Here is a 23,938-nt window from a genome sequence, read left to right on the forward strand (position 1 = left end):
ACTTATCCTGTGCTTGTATTGTCGTCAGGGCAATTCAAGTTTTCGGATAGGCCCTAAGAACGTTTATAGGTTGTTCCTCATCCCTATTGCCAATTCTGGGTGAAGTTGTATGGATCTAGATCCCTCTGACCGCCTTAAGAAAGGGGAACTGGACTCTATTCCTCTCTTTTTAAGAGGGGTAGGGGGATCAGAAGATGTGTAACTTGATGGTGAATTGGTACAAAGTCTTTTTTTCTTGGCGTTGCTGATTGGCGGGATGAATCTGTGGGAAGTGTCCATCTTTTCGCCCCCTAAATCCCCCAAAAATGGGGGACTTTGAACCTTGGGGTTCCCGCCGCTTTGGGGCACACCCCCTGATTCAGCAACGCCTTTTTCTTTAATCCTCCAGGTCAAGGTCGTCTTCTTCTTCTTCCAGGTCGTAGATTGCAGAGGTGCCCATGATGGCTTCTAGTTCTTCTGCTTCTATGGCACTTTCGGGGCTGTCACCGAGTTCGTAAGCGAGAAATCGACCTGTGCCTTCAATCCACTTAAAGAGCGATTCTAGTTCCCGTGGGGGGATGATGCTGGCTTTCGCATTTTTGGGTTCTTCACGGAGAGAAGGGTTATAAATTGTCACAATCTTTGCTGATCTCTTAGTATGGCTACTGCGATCGTAGCGTTGATTGAGACGTTATACCAGTTCGCTCGTGAATTAAGCCAAATCTGGTAGAAGACTTTGGACTGAACGGCCTTGAGAGTCTACTACTGGCTTCTGCCTTTGGTCTAACGTCTCTGGTCTCCTGTTGACAACAGATTCAAGCAGAGTTGACGAAAGTCTTCGCCTCGTTGCTCAAAATTGGGATACTGGTCAAAACTAGCACAGGCTGGAGAAAGTAAAACAACCTGAGCAGACTGAGGGGGAGCAATCTCGATCGATCGCCGCACTGCTCTCTCCATCGTTCCGACAATTTCGTAGCGAGTGTAGCCGACTTCTTCTAAGCGGTTAGCAAAGCTTTTGGCCGCATCTCCGATCAGTAAAACAGCCGCCGCTTGCAGTTGAATTGCCTTGATCCAGGCGCTATCGTCTCCCAATTTTGCCTCGCCGCCCGCGATCAGGATTACGGGACTTTTGACCGCAGACAATCCGACTTCGGCAGCATCATAGTTCGTTGCTTTGCTGTCATTGATGAAGTCGATTCCTTGCCAGGTGCAGATGTGTTCGAGTCGATGAGGAACGCCCGGAAATTGAACGATCGCTTCCTGAATTGCCGCTTTCTCAACGCCTGCTAAATGGGCCGCCGCCACGGACATGAGTAGATTTTGCTGATTGTGCGATCCTGGCATTCGTAAGGTACTGACCTGAACGATCGCTTCTCCGCGCACGATCACCCACCCGTCTTGAATGTAAGCCCCCCTATCGGGATTGCCCATTAGTTCTGATTTACCATTGATACTCGTCCAGCAGGCCTCTGAGGTAATGGGAAAGGCGCGCTGTGTGCCAAGACTTCTTAGATAAGGATCGTCCCCATTGAAGATTTGCTGTTGAGATTGTTGAAGCAGACGAGCTTTGATGTTGAAGTAGTTTTCTAAGGTTCTATGACGAGCCAGGTGATCGGGGGTAAAGGTTGTCCAGATGCCAATGCGAGGCGCGATCGTGGGAGAGGCTTCGATCTGGTAGCTGCTGAGTTCGGCGATCGCCCAGTCGGGTTTGGGGTTTGACATGGCGACTTCACAGGCCGCCAGCCCGATGTTGCCAAAGGCGGGAGCCTGAAAGCCTGCGGTTTGAAAGATGGCGGCAACCAGGGCAGTGGTGGTGGTTTTGCCGTTGGTGCCTGTGATGCCGATCCAGGGGCAGGTTTGCAGATGTCGCCACGCGAGTTCCATTTCGCCGATCGTTTCGATGCCCAGATTTCTTGCCCGCGTCAAGTTGGCAGCATCCCAGGGCACACCCGGACTGACGACGACGAGATCCGGCTTTTTGGCATCGGGGCTAAAGGTTTCTCCCAGTCTGACTTTGATGCCGTCGGCGTTGAGTTCTAGCTGCTGTTGTTGGAGGGCGGTGGTGGTGCCGCGATCGCTCACAGTGACTTGCCAGCCTTCGCGCTTGAGTAATCGAGCCGCTGCGTTTCCTGATTTTCCCAGACCGATCACATAAGCGTTGGGCATAGTCTTCTCGAAATCTATCTTTTGGCACCCTTTATGGTACTGCTTAACAGTTCATTACAGGCATCTGAATTGCGATAGGGTGAATTTGCCAATTTGATGCTCTGGTCAATGTGAGTTGGATGAAAGATGAGATTCTCCGCTTCGTGCGCTTCAAGATACCTACAAGGGGTCGCTGATCCGGCTTGCCTCCCAAATCACCTACAAATAGAGGACTCTGAACTGGAAATCTTGGTTTACCCCAAATCCATTTTTAGGCACAATGGCTCCTTGACCTCCCCCAATCTCTCTTTTCTAAGGCTACCGTGACACAAGTCGTTTTCGCTTCGTCTCCATCGGCCAAACCCCTAAATTCCCTAAAGCTGAGTTCAAAGTCTCTCTTTTCAAGAAGATTTAGGGCGATTGAGATTCGGTGATCAAGGATTTAGAGTAGATGAAACCTATTTTGACGTAATGACAATTTGGCGTTGCTGATTGGAGGGATGAATCTGTGGGAAGTGTCCATCTTTTCGCCCCCTAAATCCCCCAAAATTGGGGGACTTTGAACCTTGGGTTTCCCACCGCTTTGGGGCAATTCATCCCCTGATTCAGCAACGCCGACAATTCCAGCCAAAGATTTAGAATGGTACAGGGCTTGAAAGCTCGATCGCTCCCCAAATTCTCAGGCTTTTAGCGATCGATGCTTGTTTCAGTGGCTTTTTATAGCCAATTGCCAATCAAGACATAGGGGGCCCAAAATATGGGTAGCTGATATTCTGGGGTTTTTAGTAACGCAAGTTGGGCACGGCGTAAGCTCTCAGCTCTCGGTTGAGATTGATTGATTAGCGTCTGGTAAAACTGATTCATTAACAAAGCGGTCGATTCGTCATTTACGCTCCATAAAGAGGCGATCGTGCTGCGGGCCCCGGCTCGGATTGCTACCCCTGCTAACCCCAGGGCGGCTCGTTGATCTCCGGCTGCCGTTTCACAAGCACTGAGCACCAGAAGTTCTAAGGGTTGCGATCGCTGTTCGGTTGAGCGCAGCAGGGTATTTAGTTCGTTGACGTTGATGGCTTTGTCCCATGCCAGAATGAAGGTTTCATCTGCTTTTGAGCTAAATTGACCGTGGGTTGCTAGATGAGCGATCGCAAACGATTGTGAACTCATTTTTGTCTGAAATGCTTGCGTTGTGAACTGTTGATTTAGTAATACTTGACTCTGCACCTCTGATTGAATTTGCTTTAACTCATGACTGACATTGGGCAGGCGAGAAAACCCATGCCGCGCTTGATCCAGCCCCACAGCGAGAGTATTTAACCGACCTGGCTGTAATGGTTTGGGGTCAAATAATTGAAGACTGAGCGAGAGTGCTACCGCATAGGTTTCGATCAGATATTGGTGTCCGTCGTACAGGGCTGACATGGGAACGTTTCGCAGCAACCCATCCAGGACAAATACTAATGTCTTGGTCTGACTTTGGGCGATCGCTTCAATTCCAGGTTGAATCAGCCAGCTATAGACTTGTTGCGATTGAATCTGGGTCTGACGTAGCGCGTCTGGTTCGGCAATGTTGCGGCGCAGTTCTGTCAGAGTTTTTTCGACTTGGCTTTGGGGTAGGCGGGTAGCATAGTGGCGCAGGGGTTGTTGTGGTAGCTTGAGAATTACTTCGACGCGATCGCTCAAAATCGTGGCATAAATGACTGCTGCGGTGGGATCAGCTTGATCAACGACGGCATCTAGTTGTTGTTTTGGGGTTAAACAAGCAGCGCGAAAGAAGTTATCTAACTCGGCTAACTGAAGGGCTTCGATCGTGCTTCTAGCTTGACGAATGTTGTCTTGACTTGGCTCCACGCTATTGTGTGTTTGCAACAGTAAATCGACGAATTGCCGATAGACAGGTTCAACCTTGTCTCGAAACGAGAATTGCACATCAGGATTGACGCTCACTAAGTCATAGCGAATCGCCTGAAGGCTTTTGACTGCTTGATCGTAAGCTGCGATCGCCCCGGTGATGTCTTGCTGCTGTCTGAGCAATCTTCCTAGCTGCCACTGCCATTGATAAGTGATATCGGCTGCATCAAGGGTCTGGGCGATGCGTAATGCCTGCTGAGTCAGTGTCGTTGCATCTGACCATTGCTGAGTCTGTTCATAGAGATGTCCCAATGTGCCGATCGCATAGGACTCAGCGCGGGCATCTTGTAGGCTGCGGGCTTGTTGAATTGCGATCGCTAACACCTGGGCTGTTTGTTTAACATCCTGATTGTCCAGTTTTATCAGACTTTGAGCATAATCAATCCGGGCGTAGACGGCAGTGCGGCTGAGGGGTAAGTTGTTAATTTGTGTTTGAAGTTGTGACAGAAGTAATCTTACAGAGCTTGTCGAAGTCGATCGTGCTGCTGGTTGTTGTCGATCTAGTAATAAATCGAGTTGGTGAAGCTGGGCAGGAACGGCCGTCAGCAAACCATAAGTCGCTGCCTGTTGATAGAAGGCGATCGCGGCGGTAGTATCTTGTTGAACGGTGGCAGTGTTACCCAAACTAAGTAGCGCTTCTCCCATTTCTTGAGAGTTGGCGGTAGCTTTGCTGTTGCCGGAGGCAATCGTGGTTGCGACCGTTAGACTTTGCTGCAATACTTGGCGAGAAGTAGTTAAGTTGCCAGTCACGCGCAAAACATTGCCCAAACTGCGTAGCCCGATCGCCTTCAAGGCTGAATCAGGCTGCTTCTGAAGGATTTGAGTCGCTGCTGTGAGTTGCTTCTGAGCTTGAGCATACAATCCAAGGCTTTGTAGAGCTTGAGCTTGATTGATCTGATTGCGAACTAGTCTCGATTGATCCTTCAGTTCAGCGTAGAGCGTTGCTGCTTGTTGCCAAGTGGTTAGCGCCGCTTCCGCATTTCCGCGCGACAATTGCAGACGACCTTTGACTTCTAATGCTTGAGCGAACAGTTGTTTTGAGGTTTGAGGTTTGAAGTTTGAGGTTTGAATTAAAGTAAGGCTATTCGCGATCGCTTCACTCGCTTTGTCCCATTGTCCCAACTGCTGATAGGCCAGAGAAAGATTGCTCAATGTTTTGGCTTGTCCTAAGCGATCGTTCTGTGCTTTGAAGGTAGCGATCGCTTGTTGCCAAAACATAACCGCTTCAGCATATTGCGCCGCTTCGTAGCGCTGTCTCCCTTGCCGATCGAATCCTTTGGCATCCGAGCCAGTTTGAGTCGTTTGAAGAACAGGTTTGAGCGTAGTTGATTGTTGAGCGGCGATCGGCAGACCCATCCCTACTATAAATAGGGCCACTAGAAACAGAAGGGCTGTTTGGCGATGTAGTGAGCCGCGAATTTGTTCAAACCATTTTCTGGTCATGCTGTGATCCTCAAGGGCAGGGAACTAGACGATCGGGCAAGGGAGCAACGGGATCTGGAAGCGCTGCCATCAAGAACACAGTACCATCCGCCATGACCTGCAATCTTTGAGCTTCTACAATGGGAGGCGCGATCGTTGAGGCTGATTGCTGACGCTGCGAAACGGGTGGTATACCTTCAACATCGGCGGTGCCTAACTCTACCTGAATGGCATCTTGATTCACGGCTTCGTTGGGAGTCGGCGGCAAACCACCGCGCCCGGTAATGATGAACTCATTGGATTGCTGGGCGATCGTACTTCCTGTAGGACAGGCTTGTACAATCAGCCGGGATGCATCGGTAAGATCAACAGGAAGTCGTACCAGTCCGCGATTGGGATCTATGCTAGGTTCATTGATTGCTACGACACCCGCAATGCCAAACGTAGAACTAGCGGTGATATCACTCAAGAAAGTCAGTTGAGGACGAAACTGAGTGCCAAAAATCCCTTGAGTCGTAATTTCAACTCTGCCACCTTTGCCCGTGAATGCATTGGCGCTAATATCGCTGTTCTCGTTGGGCACTGCCACAATGAAGTTGCCCTTAAAGGTGATGTTGCCGCCATCGCCGCCTGCCTGAGCCGTTCCCGCTGTCGTGGAAATAAAGCTGCCTCGCCGCAACAGCAGCAAATCCGGCACTTGCAGTGTGATGTTGCCCCCCTGCCCTGATGCCGTTTGTGCCTGAATCGAGCCTTGATTATCCAGACGCAACTGACGAACCGTTACGTCTAGGTTGCCTGCACTCCCTTGCCCACTCGAAGAAGCAGACAATATAGCCTTGTTTGCAATCGAGAACAGTTCAGTCTGAATCGTAATCTTCCCGGCTTGACCGATCGCCCTAGAATTCACTAGGCTAAAAGCACCACTGGCAAATTTGTTGCTGCCCACCCCATCAAAGAACACCCCATCTCTGGCTATGATGGTGATATTTCCTGCATTTCCTCGTCCAAAAGTGCTAACAGCGACTTCTGCCCCATTGGTAAGAGAAAGAGAATTTGTGGTGATGCCGATATCGCCGCCCCGACCTGTAGCTGTAGATGTTACCTGACTAAAAACACCGCTGGAGATTCTACTATTGTTCACACCATCAATAGATATTGCATCTCTCGCCACAATGGTGATATTTCCTGCATCTCCAATACTATTCGTGTTGACATTGACATTTCCCCCATTGGTGATAGAGAGTACCCCTGTGGTGATACTGATGTTGCCTCCTTGACCAACGCCGTCACGAGTTACATTGCTAACAACACCGCTGGGAATTCCATTGCTACCCACTCCACGAATAGACACTGCATCTCTCGCCACAATGGTGATATTCCCTGCATCCCCAATACCATTCGTGTTGGCATTGACATTTCCCCCATCGGTAATAGAGAGTGCACCTGTGGTGATACTGATGCTGCCTCCCTGCCCCTCGGCTCCAAATCTCACCTGGCTAAAAGCACCCCCGGAAAATTGATTGTTGCTTGCGCCATCAAAAGATACTGCATCTCTCGCCGTAATCGTAATATTCCCTGCATTTCCCCGTCCAAGTGTAGTCGCACTCACTGCCGCTCCGTTAGTAAGGGAGAGCAAGCCTGTAGTGATACTGATGTTTCCACCCTGACCCGTAGCTCTATCTGCCACCTCACTAAAAGCACCACTGCCCTGTCCATTGCTATCTGTCCCATCTAAGGACACCGTATCTCTTGCTATAACGATGATATCTCCCGCCTTTCCCTGTCCACGAACACTCGTACTCATTTGCGCCCCATTGCTGAAGGAGAGATTACCTGTAGTGATACTGATGTTGCCGCCTTGACCGATCGCTCCAGTTTCCACTGCGTTAATAAGACTGGTAAATCGATTGCTACTCGCGCCCTTAAAAGATGCCGCATCTCTCGCTGTAATAGTGATATTTCCCGCATCGCCTTGACCAAACGTGCTATCACTTAATAACGCTCCATTGGTGAGGGAAAGCGTACCTGTAGTGATACGAATATCACCAGCATTACCTGTGCCGCGTGGTTCAGTAGCATTGGAAATAAGCATTGCATTGAGGTTAACAGCCTTTGTTGCATTAATGTCGATGTCTCCTGCTTGAGCACTTACAGTCCCCAGGTTCACTGCTATTCCTGCACGTAAGCCTGTTCCGGCTCCTGTGATCGCCAAGTTTTGAGCGATAATTGCAATGTTCCCGCCACCGCCAGCGCGAACATTCACATTTGCACCATTCCCGATCGCTACATCCGCTCTTGCCAATCCATCCGGTACACTCAACCGCCACTCCCGCCTCTGTTGCGTCAGCCCTACCTCACCCGCATCTGCCACACCTGCTACTTCCACCCGTCCACCGAACGCGAACAATTGTCCACCATCCACAGTCACAGCGCCACCTGCCAGAGTTAGGGTTTGACCAGTGGGCACCTGTAAACGCGCTCCCTGCGATCGAATTTTCCCTGGATTACTGCCATACTGCAAGCCGATCGGCACATTCACGGTCAACAACGGCGGTGCTTGAGGATCAGTAGCACTGAAGGCGAAACTGTTGTTAAACAGAATGCTGTTTGCGGTGCTGGCGAGAAAGGAACCGCCGCGAAAATCTAATCGGGCATTGGCACCAAACAGAATGCCATTGGGATTGATTAAAAATAAATTAGCGTTTCCCAACACGCCCAAGGTGCCGAGAATCTGAGACGAATTGCCGCCAGTGACGCGAGTAAGAATGTTGGCAACGCCAGCCGGATTGGTGAAGTAAACGCCCCGCCCCCCATCAACATTGAAGTCTCGAAAGCTATGGAAGAGATTGCTCCCGCGCCTGGCACCCCCATCGATTTGGTTACTGGGAAGATTACGAATTACTTGATCGGGTGAGACGATCGACCGCTCATTGCCCAGAGTGTCATCGGCGATCGGGGCGAGTTGAGCAACGGCAGAAGTTGGTAAAACAAAGAGAATTCCACCCATGACGAGCCAACTGACTAAATGTGATGAACTACAGTCGATCGCAGACCACTGCCAACTTTGTAATGGAGAAATCCCTCGTAAATCACTTACAAGGGTTGCTTGACGGTGCCGTGCATAGCGGCTTTGATTCATCCATCCAAACCATTTTCTGGTCATGCTGTAATTCTCAAGGGCAGGGAACTAGACGATCGGGCAAAGGAGCGACGGGATCTGGGAGCGCTGCCATCAAGAACACAGTACCATCCGCCATGACCTGCAATCTTTGAGCTTCTACAATGGGAGGCGCGATCGTTGAGGCTGATTGCTGACGCTGCGAAACGGGTGGTATACCTTCAACATCGGCGGTGCCTAACTCTACCTGAATGGCATCTTGATTCACGGCTTCGCTGGGAGTCGGCGGCAAACCACCGCGCCCGGTAATGATGAACTCATTGGATTGCCTGGCGATCGTACTTCCCGTCGGGCAAGCTTGCACAATTAGCCGAGAAGCATCAGTAAGATCAGCGGGAAGCTGCACAAGTCCTCGATTCGGGTCAACGTCAGGTGTATTGATGTCCACAACCCCCGCCACACCAAAATCAGAACTAGCCGTAATGTCACTCAAAGGAGTCAGTTGGAGACGAGGCTGAATGCCAAAAATGCTTTGAGCGCTAATCTCGACTCTGCCGCCTCTACCCGTAAACGCATTGGCGCTAATGTCACTATTCTCGTTGGGCACCGCCACAATGAAGTTGCCCTTAAAGGTGATGTTGCCGCCATCGCCCCCCGCTTGAGCCGTTCCCGCCGTGGTGGAAATGAAGCTATTTCGCCTCAACAACAAGAGATCTGGAACTTGCAGCCTAATGTTGCCCCCTTGCCCCGATGCCGTTTGCGCCTGAATCGATCCCTGGTTATCCAAGCGAATCTGACGCGCATTCACGTCTATGTTGCCCGCATCCCCTTGACCGTTAGAAGAAGCAGTCAATACACCCCTATTCATAATTGAGAACAGATTGGTATTCACCTCAATCCTGCCGCCCCGACCTACGGCTTGAGACTCCACTGTGCTAAAAGCACCGCCAGGAAATCCATCGCTGTCCACACCATCAAAGAATACTGAATCTCTCGTCGTAATGGTGATATTTCCCGCATCTCCCCGACCAGACGTGCTAGCACTTATACCTGCCCCATTGGAAAGAGCGAGATTGCCTGTGGTGATGTAGATGTCGCCGCCCTTACCGATTGCTCCCAATTGCACCGTGCTAGAAGCACCACTGGCAGATCCTTGGCTACCTACAGCTCCATCAAAGGACACGCTATCCCTCGCTGTAATGTTGATATTCCCTGCATTTCCTTGACCAAGGGTGCTGGTAGCAAAGAAAGCACCCCCTGTGATAGAGAGCAACCTAGTGGTGATGTTGATGTCACCTCCGTTGCCGTTGCCCGTTTTTTCTACCCTGCTAGTTGCTCGACTAGAAGATCCACTACTCCCTACTCCATCAAAGGTGACAGAATCGCGAGCATTGATGATCACATTGCCCCCATTCCCTGTGCTGTAGGTGCTGGCGTTGATATCAGCACCCCTCATGACGGTCAATGACCCAGTAGTGATGTTAATGTTTCCCCCGTTGCCGTTGCCCGACTCCTCTACTAGGGCTGCTGCCCCACCAGTACCCTCACCTCCATCAAAGATTACGGAATCACGGGCACTGATGATGATATTGCCCCCATTCCCTTTACCATAGGTGCTAGCGTTGATATCAGCACCACCTAAGACACGAAGCGACCCAGTGGTAATGATGACATTTCCTCCGTTGCCTGCCTCTCCTATGGTTGACGTTCTACCTAGAGTGCTTATTGCTGCCACATTATTTCCTTCAAAAGTGACGGAATCGCGAGCATTGATCACCACACTGCCTCCATTTCCCGTTCCAAAGACATTGGTTTCCACCCGCGCGCCAGATCCTGAGACTCTTAAAGAGTCAGTAGTGATGTTGACATTGCCACTGTCACCCACACTGCTTTCGTTCGTGACGTTATAGATACCGCCCGCGATATTACCGCCTACAGCCACAGTTACTTGCGTCGCATTAATGTCAATATCCCCCGCCCTTGCGCCAACAAAACCCAAACCTCTCAACATCCCCGCCATCAACTTTGACCCGTTTCCCAAAATATTCAAAGTCCTGGCATTAACTGCAATATTTCCGCCCCCACCAAGGCGAACGCTCACAGTCGCGTTATTTGTTATGGATACATCCGCTCTTGCCAATCCCTCTGGCAGGCTCAATCGCCACTCTTGCCCCTGCTGTGTCAGTCCTACTTCACCTGCTCCTGCCACGCCTGCCAACTCCACCCGTCCTCCTCGCGCATACAGTCGTGGGTACGCCTCACCTTGAATACCACTAATATTTACAGCACCGCCTGCTAGCGTTAAGGTTTGTCTATCAGGCACTTGTAGAATTGTTCCCTGCGATCGAATCTCCCCTGGATTGTTGCCATACTGCAAGCCCACGGGAACATTCACAGCCAGCAATGGCGGCGCTTGTGGATCAGTCGCGCTGAAAGCGAAACCGTTATTAAATGCAATGCTGTTTGCAGTGCTGGCGAGAAAAGAGCCACCGCGAAGATCTAACCGAGCATTGGGGCCAAACAGGATGCCGTTGGGGTTGATCAAAAACAAATTGGCAGTACCCTCTACGCCCAGGATGCCGAGAATTTGAGAGGGATTTCCTCCTGTGATACGAGTGAGAATGTTGGCAACGCCAGTCGGATTACTGAAATAAACACCTCGTCCATTATCAACATTGAAGTCTCGAAAGCTATGGAAGAGATTGCTCCCGCGCCTAGCACCCCCATCGATTTGGTTACTGGGAAGATTACGAATTACTTGATCGGGTGAGACAATCGACCGCTCATTGCCCAGAGTGTCATCGGCGATCGGGGCGAGTTGCGCGACAGAAAGCGGCGAAAGGGCAAGAATTCCACCAATCACCAAAAATTGTAAGGGCTGTTGCCAACATGCCGAACTTTGAGTCATTGCCAAACTAGCCTCCTCAAAAGCACTTGCTGACTGAACAATAGTTGATTATCAGAGAAAAGTCGATAAAGTCATCATTTTTTGCAGTGGCGACACCTGTCGTTTTCATGTTCACTCCCTCAACTGCATCAGTTAAAAACACCGCCACCTACTAACTGTGTGTAAAGGGGCAAGCTTGATGAGCCTGCCTGATCGATCGAGGAAAACAATCATGGAACTCTGTTATCGCGGCACTTTCTATCAGTCTGAGCAACTGACTGTACCAACTCAAAAGAGCGATCGTCCCATCATCGGCAAATATCGGGGAGTCGCTCTGAAATTGAATTCATCCACCCCAGCAGTTTCGTCTCAAGCACCTCAAAAGCTGACCTATCGTGGCGTGACCTATTTCAGATAGTAGTCTTTGATGACGAGTCCGCTTCAAGCAAGTCGAAATTGATAGTCAAAAAACTCAACTTCTTTAAGGAAGCCATCATGTCTACTCATTTCAAACAATCCGTCAAAGAAATCGTCTTGCTCTCTCTCGGTCTGGTAATCATTGGCGGTTCTGCTACTTTTTGTTTTGTGATACTAGCAAACAGTTGCTCACGGTTGATTACCAACCCTATCTTTTACCCATTGTCCTGGCTCTCTCAAATCTCAGCGGAGGTCAAATGCAAGGCAGTTTAAGCACTTACAAAATAATCGTTCCTTCCACGCAGCATCACTCGGTTCAGCCTACTAATGTTGCAGCAGTGAATGTCGTGCTTGGTTCTCTAGCGATCGCTTTTCCGATTGTGGTGGGCTGCGCGATCGTGAGTTATCGAGCACACCGAGCTATGGTTGTTCGGCGGCAAATTCAACGGTTGAACCGGATCTGGCAGCTAGACTCAAGCAACAACCTGTCTTAATCGAGTCGCATCTGATGCTCTGTTTTGCAAGCCTTGACTCACTTCACGAAACTCACTGCATCAGTTCAAAACACGGGCCTCTATCAAGTGATGTAAGCAGATGGATGCTTATCGATATCCAAATCTCAAACAACAAGGAGAAAAACAATGGCAGTCAGATTCAAGAACAAACAGAGTGGACTGTATGCTGGAATTAGAGAGGCTAGCACCGAACCCGGCCCTCAACTACTGCAATGGCATAGAGCCGATGATGGTTCTCAAGTTTTTGAGGTGATCTCACAGCGAACCCCGCAAAATCGAGACAATGACTATTATGTGATTCAAAATGTCCATAGTGGTTTGTATGTCGGAGTCCGCGAAGCCTCGCGCGACAATGGGAAAGACCTTCTACAATGGACTAGCGCGAATGATGGTTCTCAATATTGGCGCTTCATTAGTAAGGGCAACGGTACCACGATGATCCAGAATGCCCACATTAGTGGCAAGGTTTGGGCGATTCTGAATGCCTCAACCAGCCCAGGAGAGCTTATCATTCAATGGGACTTCATCGGTAACAGTGATCAACTGTGGTACATCGAACAGGCATAACGATCGAGGACTAACTAGGCAGTGTTTAAAGATCCTTAGCTCTTCCCTAGCCCTCCTTTAAAGGGAGGGAACCGAACCGCGCTACGGTTCTGCGGCGGTAAATTCAACAGTTGAATCGGCTAGGCAGTTAAGCTCCAGCAAGAACCCGTCTTAATCACATTACAGACAGCACAACCCAACGTTTCAAAAATGTTGGGTGTCGCAAATTTCCGTTTGATTTGATGTACACAACAACACAGAGGTACCCGCTCATGAATACTAAGAACGTATTAGGGATTGTAGGGATTGTAGTAGTTGCTTATCTAGGATGGTCGGCATTAGGGGGTGATGGCAATAGGAACCTTGGAGTTACAGGCCCAGGAGGATTTGGGCTGACTGCCTCTAGCACCCGTTTAGATCCTAGTGGCAATCCAAAAAGTAGTAATAGTAAGATTAGCACCTGGACTTGCTACAACAAGGGCAAATCTGTTGGAGATGCCCAAATCTGGTGGAGTCATCAGAAAGAGGATGCTGAGTGGGCGTGCAACAACTGGATCTCCACCTGCGGTAACGAAGGAGGATGCCAAGTCAGTAAGATCAGCGAGTAAAATGGAACAAAAGGGCGATCGCGCTTCCGATTGTTGTAGTCTGCACGATCATGGAACACACCGAACTATGGTTGTGCAGCGGCAAATTCAACGGTTGAACCGGATCTGGCAGATGGACTCTGGTAAAAGCCCGTCTTAGTCCCTACACCTATTTTCAGTTGCTCACATTAGCCAACTGCATCAGTTTCGATTGCTGTGATTCAAATTCACTTCACGTATGACAGTTTCAGTACAAGTTTGGATCAAATAGATCTCAGACAAGCTGAATCTGATGTTCAAAAAAACTCGACTTCTTTGAGGTAAACCAATGAGCTACATCACGCTAAAACGAAAAGTACAGGGCGCGATCGTACTTTACACATCTCTCATGACGCTATTAATGGGTCTACCCGCTCAAGCTGCATCCCCAAACCAACTGTGGTATTTTGATGCCACGGATAGGGGTACTACAACAATTCGTAGCTACTTCAGTGGGCTGTGCTTGAGTGGCAGTGAGTTCGCGAAAAATGGCACAATTCCCATTCTACAATCCTGTAACGGTTCCTTGAATTGGTCTATTAGCCCCACTGGTGATGGATACACTTATTATATCCGTCAGGCGAAAAGTAAGTATCTCAGTATTATGACTCAAACGACCGCTGACGGGGGATGGGTCGGACTGTGGGATGGTTATGGCGGAAATGATCAAAAGTGGTATTTCCGAGGAGGGCCTCGTGAGTTTCAGTTAGTGAACTACAACAGTGGTAAGTGCCTCTCGGTCGCAAACTGGAACCCGAATGTTGGCGCAACTTTGGTGCAGTGGACTTGTTGAAAAATTGCCGTTAGGTACATCTAACAACTTTGATCAATTGAGAAAGAGTGATTCCGCTACTTATTGGGGTTATTAACGTTTGCCTCACTAAGTAATCGTTGCTCCCGATCGCAACATTGGTATTCGTTCAGTTCATTAAAACCCTGAGAACACAGTTGGATATTAGGAAGCCATTCTGAAATGTACACATTCAAGTGTCTGGATAATGCCTTTGCTGCGATCGCCTATCAGTCTTTCACCTTTCCACTCTACCAATCGCGATTACAAGCCCCAAAATTTGCACCCTCGACCGTCGTGATCGCCGCTGCTGATACTAACAATCAGGCGATCGGACTAGCGCTGGCAGAGATTCATCCCGATGGACGATCGGCAACGCTCGCTCCTCTCGATTTTTGTAAAGCCAACTCACCGTCAGCAGGGCACAGGGACTGCATTACTAACTCAATTAGCAGCAGAATTAAGGGTGCGGGGTTGCGACCAGGCTGATTTGGTTTACACCACCGGACAGCCCACCACGCCAGCATTAGAACGGCTGCTGCAAAACGCCAACTGGACACCGCCGCAATCTCGAATGTGGGTCTGTCGATCGACCACTGAAACGTTCGCGAACGCCCCCTGGATACGGCGAAAAACCTTGCCAGCAGCTTATGAGATCTTTCCCTGGCAGGACATTACAACGGATGAGTGTCAAGCCATTGGGCGATCACAGTCTACTTCTCCCTAGATTCCCAGAGATCTATATCCCTTCCAGCCCGAAGAGAACTTGGAGCCGTTGAATAGCGTGGGGTTGCGGTATTAGGGACAGGTAGTGGGCTGGCTGATTACTCATCGTTTGAACTCAGACACCATTCGATATTCCTACGGCTTCGTTCGGCAGGATTTGCAAAAAATGGGGCGGTTGATTTTTCTGATTGCCAATGCGGTTCAGCTTCAAATCAATGACAAAACGGTTCCAAATATGATTTGTGTAGTTTCCTGCGATCGCGCCCCCATGCTTCAGTTTGTCAGAAAACACATGGCTCCCATTGTTCTTAATCAAACAATGAAATTAAGAGGCAGGTGCGAGATTTACAGGACGCACTGAGCCGGATTTACGATAGTGGGGATGAATAATTGAGATGCGTCCGTCAATCTCTAGGTGTTAACTGCCCATGACAATTTATACCCCCGGCTCTGTTGTGACCTGCCGCGATCGCCAATGGATTGTTCTCCCGTCGGGTCAAGCAAAAATTATTCGATTACGTCCGTTGAGCGGTGACGAGGATGAAGTGTGCGGCATTTATGATCCTCTAGACTTGGACGCATTAGCATCGGCAAATTTTCCGACTCCTCAGCCGAGCAATGTGCAGGATCAATTGGCAGCCTTAATGCTGATGGATGCGGCGCGGCTGAGTTTGCGGAGTAGTGCGGGCCCGTTTCGATCGCTCGGTCGCTTACCGCTGCGTCCGCGTCCTTATCAAGTTGTGCCGCTCCTGATGGCGTTGCGGTTGGAGACGGTGCGACTGTTGATTTCAGATGATGTGGGCATCGGCAAGACGATCGAGGCTGGATTGATTGCGCGGGAATTGCTCGATCGAGGCGAAATCCAACGAATTGCGGTGCTGTGTCCACCCCACTGGTGCGATCAATGGCAGCGAGAACTGCGGGATAAATTTAACATTGATGCAGTAGTGGTGCGATCTGGAACGGTTTCTAAACTAGAACGACAGTTGCCGTCTGGAGATCAGCATATCTTTCGGTACTATCGCCATGTGATTGTGAGCTTGGACTATGCCAAATCAGAGCGGCGACGAGCGAGTTTTATTGCACACTGCCCGGATTTTGTGATTGTGGATGAAGCGCATACTTGTACTCGTCCGGGTGGACAAAGTGCTGCCCAACAGCAGCGGCATCAACTCGTGCAGGATGTCGCGGCTAAAGCTGAACGCCATCTCTTATTGCTGACCGCAACGCCGCACAGCGGGATTGAAGAAGGGTTTTTATCGCTGTTGGGGTTGTTAAAGCCTGAGGGCACCTCGATTAATTGGTTTTGGGTGAGATGGGATCTCAAATGAGACAAAAAGTTTCGACTTAGAACTCTAATTTCTTAGATCATTAACTCAATAGTTCCATCAGTGCAGGTTGAATCGGCAGGTTCCGCCTAGCGGTTGCCCCTAACGAACTGCTGTGGTTTCCAAGAAGGTGTAACGCAGCAAGTTATCGGTCAAGTTCTTGAGTCCCAATTGTGCCTTTGCCTGCACCATGCCAATGGAACGCACCAGTTTGCCTCCCATCTGCATCACCCAAGTGCCAAAGACATGCTCGACTTTGATGCGAGTTTTGGACTTGGTGCGATTGGATTGCTGCTGCGCCTCGCTTAAGGGATGATTGCGATAGCCTCGCTCATGAATCTGACTTTCAAACCCAATCAGTTCCAGAACTTCCTCAATTGCCTCAGAGCGGTAAGCACTGTCGGCCCAAATCAGATCGCTCTCGTTATCTTCGTCCAGTAATTGCCCCAGCACTTGAGAATCATGCACCGATGCATCCGTCACGGCATAGCGCCGAATCAAGCCGTGTTCGGCATCAATACAAATGTGGTCTTTATAGCCGAAGTAGCTCTTACCGCCCTTTTTTGTCCAGCGGGCATCCGTGTCCTTCTGGGAGCGTTTGTGCGGTTTGTCTTGCCACGATTGAGGAACTTCTCCTTGCTTGATTTGTTTGTTCTCGTCATCGCTGTTATGCTGTTTGGGCACGGGAATCAACGTGGCATCGACAATTTGTCCACCCTGAGCTGCATAGCCTTGCTCAATGAGATAGTCCTCGAATTGCTTAAAGAGCGGTTCAATCAATTCCTGCTCGCTCAATTGTTTGCGGAACAACCACACCGTTGTGGCATCTGGTATGTCATCTGACAAACCAAAGCCAAGAAACTGCATGAACGACAATCGGTCACTAACTCGACAATCGGTCACTAACTTGGTACTCTAATTCTTCATCACTAATGTTGTACAACTGCTGCAATACCAACAGCTTAAACATCACAACAACATCAATCGGCTTGCGTCCAGCCTTATTCTTGCGCGGTTTGTCATGAATCTGCTCTAGTAAGGGACGAAATGTTTCCCAAGTCATGATCTCGTTGAGACGAACCAATAAATCCTTCTTCTGATTTAGTTTACTTTGGCGCTCTTCCCAATCCCAAAAGCCTGGTTGTCTCATTGAAATTCACTCTATCGCTTTCCTATTTCTAGGATCTCATACCTGTCTCAATCTAAGACCCTCAGATTAAATTTTTCGAGGTGCCCACGGCGAATACCGCACCCAAAAACTCGTCCTAGCCGCCTGGGATAAAATGTTTAGCAAATAGATACTCAATAATATGAACACCCAACTCGTCAACTCCCTCGTTCAAATCATTCAATCCCTCAACGACGAAGAACGCCAGCTACTAGAACAACGGCTCGATCGTCAAAAACCCTGGCAAGCCATCCAGCGAGACCTTGCCCAAATCCACGAGCAAATCACTGCTAGACGTGGTGGAGTCCCCCTCAATCTCTCTAGCGACGATATCACCGACCAAATTCATCAAATGCGGGAAGAACGCGATCGACAACTAATGGAAACGTGTTTTCCCAACCCCAACCCACTGAACCCGTAACATGACCACAATTTGCGTCGATACCAGCTTTGTCGTTCGCCTGATCACAATATCGCCCGCGACAAACCCCACCTATTCCGCACTTTGGCAACAATGGCTAGAGGCTGAAGTTACCCTTGTCGCCCCTTCACTCTTTCTCTACGAAGTCACCAACGCGCTGTATCGATATGTCGTCGCCAACACGCTCACGCTCGAAGAATCCTCTCAACTCCTCCAAGCCGTCTTCACCCTACCAATCACCCTTTACCAAGACAACGAACTGCATCAGCGATCGCTTGTCTTAGCACAAGAAAATAGTTTACCCGCGACCTATGACGCTCACTATCTCGCCCTCGCAGAACGCTTAAACGCTGAATTATGGACGTGCGATCGACGCTTATTTAACAAAGTTCACACCGCCTTTTCACAGATTCATTTACTTGAATAACTGCTTACACCTAGAAAACAATGGTCAACCACACCTTCAATCTCAAACCCATCATCGACCTTACCGACGAGCAGTTTTATCAACTCTGTCGGGCAAATCCCGATGTCAAATTTGAACGCAACGCAAACGGAAAAATCAGCATTATGTCACCCACAGGCGGAGAAACCGGAAATCGTAACTTTGAAATCGGAGCCAACTTCGCCATCTGGAATCGCCAAGCTGGTCTAGGAGTCTGCTTCGATTCCTCCACTGGCTTCAAACTGCCCAACGGCGCAACCCGTTCACCCAATGTCGCCTGGATTGCTCATGCCCGTTGGAACGCACTCACCCCAGAGCAAAAAGAGAAATTTCCCCCAATCTCACCTGATTTTGTCCTCGAACTCATGTCCCCTTCTGATACCCTCGAAGAAACCCAAACCAAACTGCAAGAATACATCGAAAACGGAGTCCGCCTCGGCTGGTTGATCGACCGTAAAACGCGCAGAATCGAAATCTATCGCATCGGACAGCTCGTTGAAATTTTAGAAGACCCAACCCACCTATCTGGCGAAGACGTTTTACCGGGATTTGTCCTCGATCTAGCGATCGTCTGGTAGCTTACGGCTCACCTCAACTTAGAACAATGACTTACACCAAGAAAACCCCACCCGAAAACCAATGGCTAAACCTTGTTGCCCAAAGCATTCATATAGATCGCACTTCTTCCAAATCTTCTGCGACAATCCTTTGGAACTTCGCGGAGCGAATCGACCTTCCTACTACACCGCAGGCGACCCACCTGAATTTGTGATCGACCAGTTCCGCGACCAAGGCAAAGAAATCGTCATCTGGGACAAAGCCCTCAGCAAAGATCACCCACTGTTGCAGAAAGCCAAAGCCCAATGTGTAGCGCTTGGACTCAATAAAGCGATAGCAACTCGCACCTGAAATCAAACCACTCCAGAAACTTTTCCCGAAGCGTGGGAAATTCGCAAAAACAAGCCCAAAAAATAACTCTTACAAATTTGCAGCGAACCAGGCTTCCAGGTCTGCCAATTCTTGGAAATTTAACAAGGCTTTAGTCAAACTCTTCAACTTATCGACTGGCATTGCCGCAAGTTGTGCTTTGACAGACTCAGACAATTCGCCAAATTTTTCGGTCAGTAGCTCTACCACGATCGCCTCACGATTATTCCGTCCTTGGCGTTCCTCAATTTCCTGATATATGCGAGTCTGCTCAATTTGTACATCTTGAATATTTAGCATTGCCGCAACCTCCTCTCGACTCAATTCAGTGAACTTATAAACCATGATCGTACTGACTAGCTCTATTATGTCTCTCCGTCCTCCCAGTTGCGCCCCTCGGTTCATTAAGAATCTTGCTTGTTCCGGAGCTTCTGATTTTTCAGCGATCGTCAACAACATCACCCCCAATTCCACAGGCTGATCTCGCCAATCGCCCAACTCATCTAAATAAACCCAATAAATCTGAGAACTCGATAACAACGATCGATACCAAGTCGCTGAAGTTGGCTCCATACTGCGAGATCCAAAAATCAACACTCCCGCCCAATCATCATATGCAACCTCTGACCGCCGCAAAAACAGAAAAAGCTCAGAAAAGAACCGCCGATAAAGTTCTTCGTCTTTCTGAAACTGCACTTCCGCGAAAAATATCTGTTTAGATTCTGCATCATCCGGCGGCAAAAACACACCATCAATCCGAAACGCACTCTCCTTGACTTCCACCGAATCAAAGCGATAGCGAGCGGCATCAGGCGGCGCTTCCTCAATCAACTCAAACAACAATCCCGGAAGCTGCTTGAACAACTTATAAAAAATCGAATCTCGCCGCATCGCTTTCTCTAGCCAAATTAAAGCAACTGTACTATCTCTGATCTCACCATGAAGCTCTCAATCCAACTCTCCGATCTTCTACAACAACATGAAGCCACAATATCTGCCACAAGTACCTTCCTCGCTCAAGGCATGGCACAAATTGATTGTACAAACGTAGAAACAAACGATCGAGCCTGAGAACGCATTTCTAAATAAAAGCTTAAATAGATGGAGCATGACCGTGAACTGAATCAAGGTCAGAAAACCTCGTTTATCCCGAACGCAGTTATGCTAGAAACTCTGAAGCCGCGCCGATTTCGTCGTGCAAGTGAACGCGCCGCCAAGCGCTACAGCACCGACTTGAGTGACCGTGAATGAGAGATTGTGGAACCTCTGTTACCTCGACCAAAGGCACGAGGACGCAAACGCCAAGTGTGTCAGCGAGAGATTCTCAATGCGATCTTCTATCAGATTCACAACGGCGGCATCTGGAGCGACTTACCGACGGATCTACCTGCTTACCAAACGGTATACAAATACTTCCGACGCTGGCAACGCAAAGGGGTTTGGCAGCAAATTCAGGATGCCCTGCGGCAACAGGTGCGGGTGTCAGTAGGGAAACAACCGCAAGCGAGTGCTGGCAGCCTCGATAGCCAATCCGTCAAAACGACGGAAAAAAGGGGGAGGTCTACGGGTTTGATGGCGGTAAATTAATCAAGGGATGCAAGCGGTTTATTCTGGTGGACACGTTAGGGATGTTGATGGCAGTCGTCGTGGTCAATGCTAACTGTTCTGAGCAACGTGGCGGGGTGATGACGGTGGATAACCTGGAGCCAGAACAAGCTAAAGCCCTGAAGCTCATCTGGGTGGATCAAGGCTATCAAGGCGAGAATTTCGCGCGAGTGATCGCCCAACTTTGTGGGGCAACGGTCGAAGTCGTCAAACGCTCAGACCCCGGATTTGTCCTGCTGCCCAAGCGATGGGTGGTAGAGCGGACATTTGCTTGGATCAATCAAAATCGGCGTTTGAGTAAAGACTACGAATTACTACCGGAAATGAGTGAGGCAATCATTCAGGGATCAATGATTCGACTCATGCTGCAACGGCTGGGTGAATGCAAGGAGCAAGCTTAATCATTAATTTAGAAATGCGCTCTAACGACCCTGAACAGCTTTGCGATCGTGGCATGAGAGCATTTCAAGGAAGTGGTACATGACCGCATTGATTGTTGCAAAATTCCTATCTGCGGAAAGCATCTCCTCGGAATTCTGGACATACTTTCCTGCAACTAATTCTGATGCACTATTCTCAATCAGTTGCCGTATACCTTGCGGCTCAACTTCCAAGTGAAATTGCAAGCCAAGCACCTTGTCGCCGTAAAGGAATGCTTGATTCGCACAGCTCTCACTGTAGGCGAGACGAATAGCTTTCTCTGGCAACTCAAACGTATCCCCATGCCAATGAAAAACAGTCAATTCAGAAGGTAAGAATTCAAGAGCTTTGGATTGCTGAACGGCTTCTGTTGTTTTGATTGGAAACCATCCAATTTCTTTGTGTTCTCCCAAATACACGCTTGAACCCAGAGCATCCGCGATTAGTTGTGCTCCTAGACAAATACCAAGCACTATTTTGTCTTTCTCGATCGCCTGCTTAATCAACTGTTTTTCTGCGATTAGCCAGGGGTACTGATCCTCCTCATAGATATTCATCGATCCGCCGAGGATGATCAACCAATCAAAATCATTCACAGTCGGTAAGGGATCGTCGGCATAGAGTCTGGTAGAGGATACCGAATAGTTTTGATTAGTCATCCAAGTCGAAATGCTGCCCAATCTTTCAAAGGGAACGTGCTGTAGATAGTGAATTCTCATGGTTGTTTCTCGGAGAGGTAACTTTTCAATAAAGAACGTGTGGGCGTACAGGCAACTAGAAGAATCTCAGCGTCTTGCTCTCCGGTTGCCGAGATATCGTGTGGGAGAAACGCATCAAAATGAGCTGCGTCACCCGGATTGAGTAAAAACTGCTCGTCTACTAGCGTCAGAACTAACTGACCGGAGAGAACATAGAGCCACTCCTCACCGCTATGCTGATAATGATGTTCTGCGGGTCGATCGACAGGTACGATCACTCGAAGTGGATGCAAATCAGCGAGATGGTTCCCGCCAGCGAGGGAAGTGTAGCGCAGCCCATTGCCTTCTTGAAGTAGACGATCGCCTGCACGAATGACAACACCCGCAGAAGCTTTTTGTTCTGGAATTGCTGGCTTTGAGTTTTCTAAAGTCGAGCCAAATAGGTCGGGCAGTGAAACACCATAGACTCGTGCCAAGTTAAACAGAACTGCCAGTGAGGGCTGTCGTTCGCCACATTCTAAGCGCGACAAGTATGCCTCAGACACATCTGCTTGTTCGCTCAGTTCGTTTAAAGTCCAACCTCGTTCAGTTCTTAAAGCACGTAACTGTTGTCCTAGTTTGGTTAATTCAGACTTGAGCAGGGTGTCGATCGAACTGTCCATAAGTTTGCATATCAAGCGACTTACTTTCATTATATTGCCTGACAGACAAGATAGCATTTTTTTGGGAGGTACTACAGCAATTATTGGCTATTCTCCAGAACCAAGTAATTATAGACATTATCTCACTTCAATCGTTCTCGTTAACTGAAACTCAAAGCTGAAGATTAGCTTTAATCAGGAAAATAACTTGACATACAGGCAAGTTTTCTTTTACTATTTAGGAGTCCTAATCAATTAGATACTAACATGGAGGGCTAAATGGTTGCCCAAATCCTTTCGATTCAGGTTGGACTGCCCAAATTGCTTGGTGTTGCAAATGCACCCAATCCAATGGATCGCCCCTGGTCTACTGGATTCTTCAAAGAACCAGTTCAAGGGAGGATCTGGCTTGGCAGCACCAACTTAGCTGGAGATGGTCAAGCCGATCTCAAACATCATGGCGGTGTTGAAAAAGCAGTGCTGGTATATGCGGCTGAACACTATCCCTCCTGGCAAGCACGGTTGAATTTGCCTAATCTCTCTTACGGAGATTTTGGGGAGAATTTTACCGTTACCGATCAAACTGAAGCATCGGTGTGTATTGGAGATATCTATGACATTGGTGAAGCTCAGGTTCAGATATCCCAACCTCGTCAGCCGTACTGGAAATTGTCGCGTCGCTGGCGAATCTGGGATCTAGCATTACAAGTTCAATCCACTGGACAGACCGGTTGGTATTTCCGTGTACTGAAAGAAGGCGCGGTTGAGGCAGGAATGGAACTTATATTGCGCGGTTGCTACGCAGTTCCCCGAAGGGGTAATCGCCCTTTTCCACAGTGGACGATCACACGGGCAAACCAAATTATGCACCATGATTTGAACAATCGAGAAGCAGCGGCTGAACTGGCAGATTGTCCCTTGTTAGCACCGAATTGGCAACGCACTTTGCTAAATCGTGCCGCTAAAAATGTCAATCCTGATTCCGCCTCTCGACTCTGGGGTGAGAACTAGCAACAACGCTAATTCGTGCCGCTCAGTCGAAGTCATTTAAGGCAACAGTTTAAGCAATTCCCAGAAATGACATCGAAGCAAGTTCGCAACTTCATAAGAATCTGAAAGACATCAAGCATTCAAACTTTATACACTTCAAGTAGATGAAGTTAGAGGTAGTTAATCAGCCTCAATTTAGCTTCAATGGGTTATGGG

Annotated in this window: 24 protein-coding genes and 1 pseudogene; 15 read left to right on the plus strand and 10 right to left on the minus strand. The window is 48.9% G+C overall.

Features of this window, described 5'->3' with window-relative positions:
* Nucleotides 1-376: 376 nt before the first annotated feature.
* The 5 genes from ACJ2PR_RS17445 to ACJ2PR_RS17465 form a co-directional block, all read right to left on the minus strand.
* Nucleotides 377-616: a DUF3134 family protein gene (locus ACJ2PR_RS17445; RefSeq protein WP_446861672.1), complete on the minus strand. Its 240-nt coding sequence runs from the start codon at nt 614-616 to the stop codon at nt 377-379.
* A 146-nt stretch (nt 617-762) separates the two neighbouring features.
* Entirely contained in the window at nt 763-2,145 is a 1,383-nt protein-coding gene (gene murD / locus ACJ2PR_RS17450) for a UDP-N-acetylmuramoyl-L-alanine--D-glutamate ligase (protein WP_446877942.1), read from the minus strand.
* A gap of 696 nt (nt 2,146-2,841) precedes the next feature.
* Nucleotides 2,842-5,475: a CHAT domain-containing protein gene (locus tag ACJ2PR_RS17455; RefSeq protein WP_446877943.1), complete on the minus strand. Its 2,634-nt coding sequence runs from the start codon at nt 5,473-5,475 to the stop codon at nt 2,842-2,844.
* 10 nt (nt 5,476-5,485) lie between these two features.
* Entirely contained in the window at nt 5,486-8,617 is a 3,132-nt protein-coding gene (locus tag ACJ2PR_RS17460) for a two-partner secretion domain-containing protein (protein ID WP_446877944.1), read from the minus strand.
* A 10-nt stretch (nt 8,618-8,627) separates the two neighbouring features.
* The gene (locus tag ACJ2PR_RS17465; protein ID WP_446877945.1) at nt 8,628-11,480 is read right to left on the minus strand and encodes a two-partner secretion domain-containing protein; all 2,853 of its coding nucleotides are present in this window, start codon (nt 11,478-11,480) and stop codon (nt 8,628-8,630) included.
* A gap of 211 nt (nt 11,481-11,691) precedes the next feature.
* Here ACJ2PR_RS17465 and ACJ2PR_RS17470 point away from each other — a divergent pair, with 211 nt between their 5' ends.
* The 7 genes from ACJ2PR_RS17470 (at nt 11,692) to ACJ2PR_RS17500 (ending at nt 15,080) form a co-directional block, all read left to right on the plus strand.
* Nucleotides 11,692-11,877 (plus strand): DUF4278 domain-containing protein, encoded by a 186-nt coding sequence (locus tag ACJ2PR_RS17470; RefSeq protein WP_446868236.1) that lies wholly within the window; start codon nt 11,692-11,694, stop codon nt 11,875-11,877.
* A gap of 256 nt (nt 11,878-12,133) precedes the next feature.
* The gene (locus ACJ2PR_RS17475) at nt 12,134-12,370 is read left to right on the plus strand and encodes a hypothetical protein (RefSeq protein WP_446877946.1); all 237 of its coding nucleotides are present in this window, start codon (nt 12,134-12,136) and stop codon (nt 12,368-12,370) included.
* Nucleotides 12,371-12,517: 147 nt separating this feature from the next.
* Complete coding sequence (locus ACJ2PR_RS17480; protein WP_446877947.1) at nt 12,518-12,958, plus strand: RICIN domain-containing protein; 441 nt, start codon at nt 12,518-12,520, stop codon at nt 12,956-12,958.
* A 251-nt stretch (nt 12,959-13,209) separates the two neighbouring features.
* The gene (locus ACJ2PR_RS17485) at nt 13,210-13,545 is read left to right on the plus strand and encodes a hypothetical protein (protein WP_446868235.1); all 336 of its coding nucleotides are present in this window, start codon (nt 13,210-13,212) and stop codon (nt 13,543-13,545) included.
* A gap of 307 nt (nt 13,546-13,852) precedes the next feature.
* Nucleotides 13,853-14,356 carry an RICIN domain-containing protein gene (locus ACJ2PR_RS17490; RefSeq protein WP_446868234.1) on the plus strand — a complete coding sequence of 168 codons (504 nt, stop codon included), beginning with the start codon at nt 13,853-13,855 and terminating at the stop codon, nt 14,354-14,356.
* Nucleotides 14,357-14,536: 180 nt separating this feature from the next.
* Nucleotides 14,537-14,842, plus strand: coding sequence for a hypothetical protein (locus ACJ2PR_RS17495; protein ID WP_446868266.1), 306 nt, complete (start codon nt 14,537-14,539; stop codon nt 14,840-14,842).
* Nucleotides 14,745-15,080: a GNAT family N-acetyltransferase gene (locus tag ACJ2PR_RS17500; protein WP_446868265.1), complete on the plus strand. Its 336-nt coding sequence runs from the start codon at nt 14,745-14,747 to the stop codon at nt 15,078-15,080. Before ACJ2PR_RS17495 ends, ACJ2PR_RS17500 begins: the two co-directional genes overlap by 98 nt.
* Nucleotides 15,081-15,194: 114 nt before the next feature.
* Here the strand turns inward: ACJ2PR_RS17500 and ACJ2PR_RS17505 are convergent, their stop codons facing one another.
* Nucleotides 15,195-15,371, minus strand: coding sequence for a hypothetical protein (locus ACJ2PR_RS17505; protein ID WP_446861661.1), 177 nt, complete (start codon nt 15,369-15,371; stop codon nt 15,195-15,197).
* Between the two features lie 136 nt (nt 15,372-15,507).
* Here ACJ2PR_RS17505 and ACJ2PR_RS17510 point away from each other — a divergent pair, with 136 nt between their 5' ends.
* Nucleotides 15,508-16,410, plus strand: a complete 903-nt coding sequence (locus ACJ2PR_RS17510; RefSeq protein WP_446877948.1) for a DEAD/DEAH box helicase — start codon at nt 15,508-15,510, stop codon at nt 16,408-16,410.
* A 99-nt stretch (nt 16,411-16,509) separates the two neighbouring features.
* Here the strand turns inward: ACJ2PR_RS17510 and ACJ2PR_RS17515 are convergent.
* Nucleotides 16,510-17,557 (minus strand): annotated as a pseudogene (locus ACJ2PR_RS17515) (IS5 family transposase).
* Nucleotides 17,558-17,717: 160 nt separating this feature from the next.
* Between ACJ2PR_RS17515 and ACJ2PR_RS17520 the strand changes: the two are divergent.
* From ACJ2PR_RS17520 to ACJ2PR_RS17535, 4 genes are all read left to right on the plus strand, one after another.
* Nucleotides 17,718-17,996 (plus strand): hypothetical protein, encoded by a 279-nt coding sequence (locus ACJ2PR_RS17520; protein ID WP_446862682.1) that lies wholly within the window; start codon nt 17,718-17,720, stop codon nt 17,994-17,996.
* Between the two features lies 1 nt (nt 17,997).
* Nucleotides 17,998-18,423 (plus strand): type II toxin-antitoxin system VapC family toxin, encoded by a 426-nt coding sequence (locus ACJ2PR_RS17525; protein ID WP_446862683.1) that lies wholly within the window; start codon nt 17,998-18,000, stop codon nt 18,421-18,423.
* Nucleotides 18,424-18,443: 20 nt separating this feature from the next.
* Complete coding sequence (locus ACJ2PR_RS17530; protein ID WP_446877949.1) at nt 18,444-19,019, plus strand: Uma2 family endonuclease; 576 nt, start codon at nt 18,444-18,446, stop codon at nt 19,017-19,019.
* A gap of 130 nt (nt 19,020-19,149) precedes the next feature.
* Nucleotides 19,150-19,350, plus strand: coding sequence for a hypothetical protein (locus ACJ2PR_RS17535; protein ID WP_446877950.1), 201 nt, complete (start codon nt 19,150-19,152; stop codon nt 19,348-19,350).
* A 69-nt stretch (nt 19,351-19,419) separates the two neighbouring features.
* Here the strand turns inward: ACJ2PR_RS17535 and ACJ2PR_RS17540 are convergent, their stop codons facing one another.
* Nucleotides 19,420-20,259, minus strand: a complete 840-nt coding sequence (locus ACJ2PR_RS17540) for an Rpn family recombination-promoting nuclease/putative transposase (protein WP_446868230.1) — start codon at nt 20,257-20,259, stop codon at nt 19,420-19,422.
* A gap of 48 nt (nt 20,260-20,307) precedes the next feature.
* Here ACJ2PR_RS17540 and ACJ2PR_RS17545 point away from each other — a divergent pair, with 48 nt between their 5' ends.
* Both ACJ2PR_RS17545 and ACJ2PR_RS17550 read left to right on the plus strand, forming a co-directional pair.
* Nucleotides 20,308-20,439 (plus strand): hypothetical protein, encoded by a 132-nt coding sequence (locus tag ACJ2PR_RS17545; RefSeq protein ID WP_446877951.1) that lies wholly within the window; start codon nt 20,308-20,310, stop codon nt 20,437-20,439.
* A 183-nt stretch (nt 20,440-20,622) separates the two neighbouring features.
* Nucleotides 20,623-21,374 (plus strand): IS5 family transposase gene (locus ACJ2PR_RS17550; RefSeq protein WP_446868264.1). Its coding sequence is split into 2 segments (ribosomal slippage): nt 20,623-20,914 and nt 20,914-21,374, totalling 753 coding nucleotides; the frame shifts between segments, so codons are not numbered across the junction.
* Between the two features lie 21 nt (nt 21,375-21,395).
* Here ACJ2PR_RS17550 and ACJ2PR_RS17555 read toward each other — a convergent pair.
* Nucleotides 21,396-22,112 (minus strand): type 1 glutamine amidotransferase, encoded by a 717-nt coding sequence (locus ACJ2PR_RS17555; protein ID WP_446877952.1) that lies wholly within the window; start codon nt 22,110-22,112, stop codon nt 21,396-21,398.
* Nucleotides 22,109-22,753 carry a helix-turn-helix domain-containing protein gene (locus tag ACJ2PR_RS17560; RefSeq protein ID WP_446868228.1) on the minus strand — a complete coding sequence of 215 codons (645 nt, stop codon included), beginning with the start codon at nt 22,751-22,753 and terminating at the stop codon, nt 22,109-22,111. Before ACJ2PR_RS17560 ends, ACJ2PR_RS17555 begins: the two co-directional genes overlap by 4 nt.
* Nucleotides 22,754-23,011: 258 nt before the next feature.
* On the opposite strand from ACJ2PR_RS17560, the gene ACJ2PR_RS17565 reads away from it, so the two are divergent.
* Nucleotides 23,012-23,743 carry an MOSC domain-containing protein gene (locus tag ACJ2PR_RS17565; RefSeq protein WP_446868227.1) on the plus strand — a complete coding sequence of 244 codons (732 nt, stop codon included), beginning with the start codon at nt 23,012-23,014 and terminating at the stop codon, nt 23,741-23,743.
* Nucleotides 23,744-23,938: the final 195 nt, after the last annotated feature.

The organism is Phormidesmis sp. 146-33 (genome assembly GCF_052939515.1).